General features: G+C 66.0%; 7 protein-coding genes, 1 tRNA gene and 1 pseudogene. All 9 read right to left on the bottom strand.

Going from position 1 to position 9,391, the window contains the following annotated elements; all coding sequences use genetic code 11:
* On the bottom strand, window positions 1-619 hold a 619-nt coding region (locus ACILRA_RS14655; protein ID WP_395662829.1), incomplete at its 3' end, for an FGGY-family carbohydrate kinase.
* A complete protein-coding gene (locus tag ACILRA_RS14650; protein ID WP_395662828.1) occupies window positions 616-2,025 on the bottom strand; it encodes an iron-containing alcohol dehydrogenase in 1,410 nt (469 codons plus the stop codon). The genes ACILRA_RS14650 and ACILRA_RS14655, both read right to left, overlap by 4 nt.
* A gap of 3 nt (window positions 2,026-2,028) precedes the next feature.
* Window positions 2,029-3,528: an FGGY family carbohydrate kinase gene (locus ACILRA_RS14645; RefSeq protein ID WP_395662827.1), complete on the bottom strand. Its 1,500-nt coding sequence runs from the start codon at window positions 3,526-3,528 to the stop codon at window positions 2,029-2,031.
* Window positions 3,525-5,165, bottom strand: coding sequence for an FAD-dependent oxidoreductase (locus ACILRA_RS14640; protein ID WP_395662826.1), 1,641 nt, complete (start codon window positions 5,163-5,165; stop codon window positions 3,525-3,527). The genes ACILRA_RS14645 and ACILRA_RS14640 overlap by 4 nt, the downstream gene beginning before the upstream one ends.
* Window positions 5,166-5,517: 352 nt before the next feature.
* Window positions 5,518-5,594: transfer RNA gene (locus ACILRA_RS14635), tRNA-Arg, on the bottom strand.
* 112 nt (window positions 5,595-5,706) lie between these two features.
* Entirely contained in the window at window positions 5,707-6,654 is a 948-nt protein-coding gene (locus ACILRA_RS14630; RefSeq protein WP_395662825.1) for a CarD family transcriptional regulator, read from the bottom strand.
* Window positions 6,655-7,078: 424 nt separating this feature from the next.
* Entirely contained in the window at window positions 7,079-7,417 is a 339-nt protein-coding gene (gene fdxA / locus ACILRA_RS14625; RefSeq protein ID WP_395662824.1) for a ferredoxin FdxA, read from the bottom strand.
* Window positions 7,418-7,481: 64 nt separating this feature from the next.
* Window positions 7,482-7,787, bottom strand: coding sequence for an RNA-binding S4 domain-containing protein (locus tag ACILRA_RS14620; RefSeq protein ID WP_395662823.1), 306 nt, complete (start codon window positions 7,785-7,787; stop codon window positions 7,482-7,484).
* A pseudogene (locus ACILRA_RS14615) lies at window positions 7,774-9,391 on the bottom strand (helicase); the annotation flags it as partial. The gene ACILRA_RS14620 and the pseudogene ACILRA_RS14615, both read right to left, overlap by 14 nt.

Raw genomic sequence — 9,391 nt, 5'->3', positions numbered from 1 at the left:
GCGGCAGCAGCCTGCTGACCTTGGCGCGCGACAGCCCCGCCATCTCGAGGAGACCGTCATCATAATCGAAACGCTCGAGATCAACCAGGCCGAGCGGGTCCGCGCAGGACCAGGAGGTGGCCCATTCACCGGTGAGCTTGTGCACGAGATAGCCTGCCACATCCACCACATGGGCGGTGCGGGCGATGGTCTCCGGCTCATGCGTCTTGAGCCACAGCAGCTTGTACCAGGCGGGCGTGGGATTGGGTGGCTTGCCGGTGATGCGGTGCACCTCGGGTGAGCCGAAGCTGTTGACCTCCTCGGTCGCGCGCACATCCATCCAGGTGATGGCGGGGCGGATCGGCTGTTCGGCGGCATCGAGGCAGACGAAGGTTTCGCGCTGGTGGGTGATGCCGATCCCTGCGATGCGGTCTGCGCCCACCTTCGCCACGGCTTCAGCCAAGGCTTCGGAGGTGGCCGCCCACCAGTCCGGTGCGTGCTGCTCCACCCAGCCCGAGCGCACATGATTGAGGCCATAGCCGCGGCGGCCCACCGCCACGGCGCGGCCGCTGGCATCCCAAACCACCGCCTTCGCCGCGGTCGTGGAGCAGTCGATGCCGATGACGAGATCCTTTGTCACGTTGCCTCCATCACATCACTGAGAGCCCAGTCGATAAGCTCGTCTGTCCACAGGCCCATCATGTCCAGCAGGTCCACGAGGTTGAACCGGTTGCGCATGAGAAAGCAGTTGGCGGTTGCCCACCGCGCGAGCCCGGGCGGTATCACCGGATCCAGTTTCTGGAATGCCGACGGCCCGCCCGATGAGCTGAGCGCGGACCGCAGGGCTTCCGCCGGAAGCACGAGCTTGCCGAATGCGGCGGCGTGGCGCTGCCAATCGCCGGTAACGCTGACGAAGCGGTCCCAGTTGGCGATAACTTTGGCGTGCTTGGCCCTTGCATCCTGCTGGCATTCCTCGACGATGCCAGGGCCCAGATGGCTGAAGGCCTTCTCGATGCGTGCTTCGATCTTGGCGATGTCCGGCTTGTTGAGAAGACCCGGCCGGATCAGATCCGTCTCGATCGCGCGGCGCCAGAGCTTTGCGGCAATCAGGCTCGCCACGCCGACCTGTGCGCCGTGAAGTCCAATCGCCTCATGGTGCGCGGCGTGGTGAAGATCCAGCATGTGGCTGATCACGTGCTCGACGCCGGACAGGCAGGCGGTCGTGTCCGCGACGCCTGAGACGATGCCGCGAACCGCCAGGAGCCTCGTGAGCTCGCGGATCGAGGCGGGCTCGCCCGTCGCCAATCCGGAGGACCAGCCCGGCGGCTCTGCCGCTGCCGCCTGCAGCATGGCAAGTGCAGCCGGATGGAAGGTGCTGTCGAGCCCGAGAAGCGAGGAGAGATACCAATCGGCAGGCGCGGTGAAGAGCGAGATTGCCTCTCCGAAGCCCGCGGTGTTGAGCTTGAGCGGTGCGGTGCCGATCGTCACCACATCCGCCAGCACGATGGTGGGCCAGCGTGACGGCACCGTACGCTTGACGCCGTTGCGCAGGATCACCGAGACATTGTCGGTGAAGCCATCGACCGAGGCTGCGGTCTGCACTGCCACGTGCGGAATTCCGCCGTTGCGATCAGCCGCAATCTTGCCGATGTCCGTCATGGTGCCTGAACCGATGGTGACGATGGCGTCGGCTCCCTTCGCCTTCTCGGCTGCCATGGCGAGCACCGTCTCGTCCGCATGGAGATTGTCGTGGCCGTCATCGAGGCAGGCGAGGCGGGCGGAGAAGCCATCGGCCAACTGGCTGGCAACCAGCGCCGAGAGCCGCTCACCCGCGCGCAGGATGGGCGTCTTGTCAGTGAGGATGACGACGGAGGCGGAAGAGGGCCTTCCCAGTGCTTCGCGCAGTGCGGCGGCAACCTCGAGATGCGCAGTCCCGGAAATCACCACGCGCTTGAGGCCCAGCGGTTTGAGGCGGCCTTCGGGATCGAGCGGCTTCAGCGCCTGGCGCAGGCCGTCAAGATCGGTTGGATCGGAAAGCTGTGTCATGGTCTAGCGCGCTGGCTTTCCTGTGATGGTTTCAACGGCTGCATCCCAGCCCGCACAGAGGGCCTCCCGCTGGTCTGCTGACATGCTGGGTTCGAACACGCGGTCGACCTGCCAGCGGTCAGCAAGGTCGCTCTTGCGCCACTGGCCCACACCCATGCCGGCCATGTGCGCAACACCCAGTGCTGTTCGCTCGAGTTCAACGGGGCGGCGCACCGGAATGCCGAGAATATCGGCCTGGAACTGGCAGAGCAGATTGTTGCGCGTGGCCCCGCCGTCCACTTTCAGTTCGGGAATGGGAAGGCCACCCGTCTTCAGCGCCTCGACATTGTCACGCGTCTGGTAGGCCATGGCCTCGAGCCCGGCGCGCACCACATGGGCGCGGCCCGTTTCGAGGGTGAGGCCCACAATGCCGGCCTTCGCATCACGCACCCAATGGGGCGCGCAGATGCCGGCGAAGGCCGGAACGATATAGACGCCGCCATTATCGGGAACCTGGCGGGCAACGGCTTCGATATCCTCGCCTTCGGTGAGCGCGCCCAGCCTTTCACGCAGCCACTGCATGGTCTGTCCACTGTGGAAGACCACACCCTCGGCCTCGTAGTCGGTGCGGCCTTCGGCGGTCCAGCCCACACTGGCGGTGAGCCCCGGGAGCACCTGCGGTGCCGCACCCGTATTGGCGGTGAGAACGCCGGCCGTGCCGTAGGTGTTCTTGACCGAGCCCGGCTCGAAGCAGGCCTGGCCGAACATGCCGGACTGCTGATCGGCCATGATGGCGGTGATCGGCACGGCGGCCCGGCCCGGCACGCCGGTTTCGCCGGGGCTCATCTCCCCAAAGGCGCTGGAGGAGGGCTCAGCGGGCGGAAGGAGTGCCAGCGGAATGCCGCAGGCCTTGCAGATCTCAGCGTCCCAGGCGAGGCGGTCGAGCGCGAAGAGTGCTGTGCGCGAGGCCTCACTGTGATCGGTCGCATGGGTGCGGCCGCCGGTGAGGTTCCAGACCAGCCAGCTGTCGACCGTGCCCGCGGCGAGTTCTCCCCTTTCGGCGCGCGCGCGCACGCCAGGCACGTTCTCGAGAATCCAGGCGAGCTTTGCAGCGCTGAAGAAGGAGTCGTTGAAGAGGCCGGTGCGCTCCCGCACCAGCTGGTCGAGGCCTTCCGCCTTCCATCGCGCGACGATGGCGTCCGTCTGCTTCGACATCCACATGATGGCGGGGTGGACGGGCTCACCTGTCTTGCGGTCCCAGATCAGGCAGGTCTCGCGGTGCGTGGTCACCCCGATGGCGGCGATGTCATCGCTCGTGGCGCCGAGCTTCGCCATGGCCGCTTCCATGCTGGCGCGCTGCGCCTGCCAGATGGCCACCGGATCGAGCTCCACCCAGCCGGTGTGCGGAAAGTTTGGAATGACCGGGTTGCGCGCCTCTGAGACGATGCGGCCCTGCATGTCGACCAGCACGGCACGTGCAGAGGTCGAGCCCTCGTCGAGCGCCATGACATATTGCCTGCTCATGCGCTTGCCCGCTCCTCGCGCGCAACGCCGCCGATGCCTTGCCGCCCGGGCACGGCGAGGTGCGAGAGCCAATTCTCGTAATCCCGGATCTCCGCGGCGCGGCGCGCGGCATCCCAGTTGAAGGTGCTTGCAAGAAGATCGGCGATGGCGCTGAGCGATTCGAGACCGTGGCCGGGCGCGAAGGCCAGCAGCACGCGGCGCGCCATGACATCGGCAAGGCTTGCCGCAAACTCATGGCGCATGGCGAACACCATTTCCGCACCGATGGCGCCCGTGTCCTTGTGGATGACGCGCAGCATGGCCGCATCGCCCCTGGCTTCGGCGAGAATGTCACGGGCGCGAGCGCCGTAAAGCCCCATGAGGCGGGCGATGGTCTTCTCTCCCAGCCCGCCCTCGAGAAGATGGCGGCGAAGTGCCTCCGCATCGAAGACGGCGCCAGGCACGGGAAGCCTGGCCGTGGAGCAGGGCGGGCTCTTGCGGCCAAGGCGCCTGAACACATCGTCCACCGCTTCCTCGGCGAGCTGGCGGAAGGTGGTGAGCTTGCCGCCCACCACACTCACCAGTCCGGGAAGGCCCGGTGAGTGATCATGCAGCACGTGGCTGCGCGGGATCTTGGCCTCAACCACGCCCGGCGCGTAGGGCAAAGGCCTGACGCCGGAGAAGGTGTAGAGCACGTGCTCTGGTGTCAGCCCTGCTTGCGGGATGAGCTGGTTCACCTCGCCGAGCAGATAATCCATCTCGGCGGTGCTGCAGCGTGCCTCGTCCGGATCGCCGTCGAAGCGGATGTCGGTGGTGCCGATCATGTAACGGCCCATCCATGGAATGACGAGCACGAGGCGGCCATCGGTCTTCGATTCGTAATAGACGACATCCTTCGGCGCGCCCGGAAAGGGATCGACAATCAGGTGGCTGCCCTTGGTGCCGCCGTTCAGCCGCGGCTGGGGCGGAGCGCCGCGCCGGAAGATCCGGTCGATCCACGGCCCGGCGACATTGAGCACGACGGGTGCCCGCGCCTCTTCCAGCCTGTCCGTGGCGAGGTTGCGGTACCGCACGCCAGCGACGCGGCCATTTTCGAGCGCCGGTTCTTCCACCCGGGCCTTTGTGCGGATCACGGCGCCATCCGCCGCGGCAGCGACCGCGAGTTCGACGCAGAGGCGTTCGGCATATTCGACCTGGCCTTCGGTGAAGACGGCGGCCCCGCCAAGACCCTGTGGCGCGATGCCGGGAAAACGGCGGCGTGTGGCCTCCGTGTTCAGCATCTCATGGCCGCCGGTGCGCTTGTCGAACGAGAGAATGTCGTAAAGGATCATGCCGAGGCGGATCAGCCAGGCTGGCCGCCGGTTATGGGCATAGAGCGGCATCAAAAGGCGCAGCGGCTTCACCAGATGCGGCGCCATCTGGATCATGCGTTCCCGCTCGCGCAGCGATTCGCGCACCAGGGCGAAGTCCCGGTGCTCAAGGTAGCGCAGGCCGCCATGTGCCAGGCGTCCGGACCAGGCGGAAACACCGCTGCAGATATCATCCTGCTCCACCACCATGACATGAAGGCCGCGGCGCGCGGCATCCCGCGCGATGCCGAGACCGTTGATTCCCGCCCCGATGATGACGAGGTCAAATGCTGTGCTGGTTTCACCCATTCGGGCCTGCTCTTTCGTGGCCTGGCTGGCCAAGTTTGCAAGAATATTCTCGTTTTGAATTGATATTCTCAGCCAGACGGCCTGTCAAGCGCTTTGCCGGAGTTGATGCGCCACCGGGTGAGGGGCCGGTCCGTGTGCCGTGTTGGAACCGGCGCAGAAGTGACCAGCGATGCCGATGGGTCGGCCAACCGTGCCGTCACCCCAGCGAAAGCTCTTCTGTCAGCATGTGCGGCAATGAAAGCGGGATGCCAGCTTTCGCTGGCATGACGGTGGGCGTTGACCGCCCGCGGCGATGGCGCCGTCCCCGGTCACTGCTTGGTAATGGAGAATATGGCGTCAGCCAGTTTCTGAATGGCGGCCCCGACAGGATTCGAACCTGTGACCCTCAGTTTAGGAAACTGATGCTCTATCCAGCTGAGCTACGGGACCCGTCCGGAAAGCCTTTTAGCTTCTTGTGCCCGATTTGGGAAGGGAGAGGCTGGTAACGAAAGAGCCCGGCGTTTGAAGCCGGGCCCCTGAAGGTGACGTCTCAAGAGGAGGATTATGCCGCTTCTTCGGCGGGTGCGTCTTCCTCGGTTTTCTCGGTGGAGGTCGCGCGCTTGGCGTTCTTGGTGAGATAGTCTTCCAGCTCCTTCACCGCCTGGTCGTCGTCGATCTTCTTGACGGCGGCGATTTCGCGGGCCATCCGGTCGAGGGCCTGCTCGAACAGCTGACGCTCGGAGTAGGACTGCTCGGGCTGGCGCTCGGAGCGGTAGAGGTCGCGAACGACCTCCGCCACGGCCATGATGTCGCCGGAGTTGATTTTCGCGTCATATTCCTGGGCGCGGCGCGACCACATGGTGCGCTTGATGCGGGCGCGGCCCTTCAGGACTTTCAGGGCGGATTCGATCTGGCCCTTGTCGGACAGGCGGCGCATGCCCTTCTGCTCGGCACGGCTGGTCGGCACCTTGAGGCGCAGCTTCTCCTTCTCGAACTCGACGATGTAGAGTTCGAGACGGGAGCCGGCGATCTCCTGTTCCTCGATCTGGCTGATCTTTCCAACGCCATGGGCGGGGTAGACCACCAGCTCATTGACCTTGAAAACCAGCTTCTTGGCCGCGGGCGTGCTCACCACCGTGCCGGCGGGGGACGCCTTCGGCGCCGCCGGGGCAGGCTGGGGGGCGGCGGCCTTCGGAGCCGCAGGCGCGGCGGCGGGCTTTGCAGGCGCGGGCTTCGGCGCGGCAGCAGCCTTTGGTGCTGTAGCCTTGGGTGCTGCGGCCTTGGGAGCTGCGGCCTTCGGGGCTGCAGGCTTGGGAGCTTCGGCCTTGGGGGCTGCGGGCTTGGGCGCTGCCGGCTTCGCAGCGGCGGTCTTCGCCGCCGGGGTCGTGGCCTTCGGCTTGGCGGCAGCAGGCTTCGCCTTGGCGGCGGCAACCGGCTTGGACACCTTCTTCGGGGCCTCCTTGGCCTTGGCTGCGGGCTTCGTCACGGTCTTGGTCTTGGTCTTGGTCATGTCTGTCCTTCGCCCTTTGCCCTTATCACTCTTGACGTATGTGCTTCGCATGAAGCAACAGGCGGACCGGCATGCGCACGGTGGCCGCGCGCAATGTGCCTCTTCGTCCGAGTTCCTGTAACCGGCGTCCGCATCCACCCACCGGAAGGGCGCCCTCGGGCCCCGTTCGCTTGCCGTGGGTTCCGGCGTTCGCGTGAAAAAAACCCGAGCGTTGCCGCCCGGATCCTGTCTTGACTGTTCGGTTTACATACTCATCGTGGTCTAAATACCACAAGTTTAAGCTTTTTTAAAGCCCGTGATGTCCGTGTACGGCGGATTCTTGGGCCGCACACGGAGGAAACTTGAGGAAAAAGGTTAACGCCCCTGTCCTGCCGCATGCCCGGCTTGCAGGAAAAGCATGGGGCGGGCCAGAAGCCGCCGGAGATCAGTCACCCTCGCCCGGATTGGGGGAGAAGTACTTCTCGAGCTTGCCCTCCACCCCGTCGAACTCCTTGGCGTTGGCCGGAGCTTCCTTCTTGGTGGTGATGTTCGGCCACTGGCTGGCATACTCGGTATTGAGCTTGAGCCAGGCCTCAAGGCCCGGTTCGGTGTCAGGCTTGATGGCGTCGGCCGGGCATTCGGGCTCGCAGACGCCACAGTCGATGCACTCATCCGGGTGGATCACCAGCATGTTCTCGCCCTCGTAGAAACAGTCCACGGGGCAAACTTCCACGCAATCCATGTACTTGCACTTGATGCAATTGTCGGTGACGATATAGGTCATAGGCTCAGCCGTTCTTTAAACCGAACGGTTATCTAGCAAAGTCCCGCGGGCCTTGCATCTCTTTTTACGGCGTTTTGCCTTCGAGACTGGACATGGAGGCCTCGCTGTAGAGGCAGCGCGCCTCTTCGGCCGGTCCACGCCGCTCGCCCAGTTCAAGGATGCGCAGAACCCTGACGCGGGTGTGAAGGACGAGGGTCAGAACATCGCCCGCCTTCACACCATGGCCGGACTTCAACGTCTTCTGGCCGTTGAGGCGGACATGGCCGGATTCGACCAGTTCTGCCGCAGCCTCCCTGGTCCTGACCACGCGGGCGATCCAGAGCCATTTGTCGAGGCGCTGGCGTCCCGCGCTGTCCCTATTTTCCGGCAAGCTTGGCCTTGAGGGCGCCCAGCACGGCGAAGGGCGAATCGGGGTCCACAGGCTTTTCTGGCCTGGGCTTGCGCTCCTCGAAGACCGGCTTGCGCTCCTCCCGGCGGGGCTTGCGCTCATGACGCTCCTGACGTTCCGGGCGCTCCTGACGTTCTTGGCGTTCTGGGCGGCCCTCGGCGGCCCCGGGGCGTTCCTCCCGGCGCGGGCCACCCCTGCCACGGCGGGGCGGGCGTGCCTCGTGGCGCTCGCCCTCTGGCTTCTCGCCCGGTTCGGCCGCCTTGGGGGCGGCATCACGGCGGTGCTGGGGCTGCCTGTTCTGGTCCCGCTGGCGCTCCGGCCGGTGGCGGAACGGGCCGGTGTCCTTGGGCCACCAAATCTCGACCTCGACCTCTTCCATGGCTGGCCCGGCTTCAACCGGCACGGCGTCCGGTGTTGGTGCGGCGGGCTGGTCCGGCGCTGCCGCGGCCTCTGCGGCAGGTGCTTCGGTTGCCTCTGACGCCTCGACTGGCTGCGGAAGGGCGGGAGGCGGTTCCGCCGGTGATGCTGCCTCGGCTGGAGACGCCTCAGGCGGCGGAGAAGCGGGCTCCGCCTGCGGCGTGTCTTCCTGCGCCTGCTCTGCTGCGGCCGGTGCCGCGGCCACGGCAGGGCGCTTCACCTTCTTTTTCTGCATCCGGTAATCGAGGCTGCGGAGAATGCCGAGGAAGTCCTCGCCTGAGCAGCCGACCAGCGACATCATGTCAGGTACCACGGTGAAGCCGCCACCTTCCACGGAGCCCGCAGGGCGCTGCTCCTCGGGGAAGCGCGGACGCCAGAACACGCGATCGCGGATCAGATCGGCCAGCCTCTCCAGCATGTCGATGCGCACGACGCGCGAGCCGCAGATGCGGTAGCCGCAGACGCCGTAGAAGCCCTTGGGCGTGGAGCGGTCGAAATTCGCCGAGGTGAGGCCCTGGCCCGGCGGCTGGGGCAGGGCGGCGGTCTCGAGCTTTCCTTCCTTCTGCAGGTTCAGCGCCCAGAGCAGCAGCCGGAGCTCTGTCGGGGCAGGCTTCAGCAGGGCCGGCACGTAAAGGTTGAAGGCGCCGAAGCGTGCGCCCAGGGTCCGCAGCTTGGCGCGGTCTTCCTGGCTCAGGGCCTTGACCTCTTCTGCAACCGTGTCGCGCGGGAGAACGCCCAGCGTCTCGACCAGCCGGAAAGCAATGCCGCGCGAGATGCCCTCGAGACCCTCTCCCTCCTCAAGCTTGACGAGCGCCTCCAGCGTGGCGGCGATGTGGCGGTCGGTGAATTTCTGCAGTCTTGCCTGCACTTCTTCGCGGTCGCTGCCCGACAGCTGGTCGCCGGCGATGACGGAAGCCCTGGGCTTCAGCAGCGTGCTGCCGTGCTCCAGACGGCCCACGGCCGCATGGTTCCAGATGATCTGACCGTCGCGGGTAAGCTTCAGGGCGGTATCGGCGGAGGCGGAGACCGCCTTGGCGCGCGCGCCGATTTCGGTGGCCACAGCCGACATCGCGGCTGCTTTCAGGGCGCGGGCTTCCGCCCCTTCCGCCGCACCGTCCGGCACGAACAGGAATCCCTTGATCCGGCCAATATACTCGCCCTCCACGTGG

This window comes from Aestuariivirga sp. (assembly GCF_044239095.1).
In the GTDB taxonomy this organism is placed as follows: Bacteria; Pseudomonadota; Alphaproteobacteria; order Rhizobiales; family Aestuariivirgaceae; genus Aestuariivirga.
The sequence above is the reverse complement of the archived record's forward strand: the minus strand, read 5'-3'. Positions and strand labels throughout refer to the sequence as shown.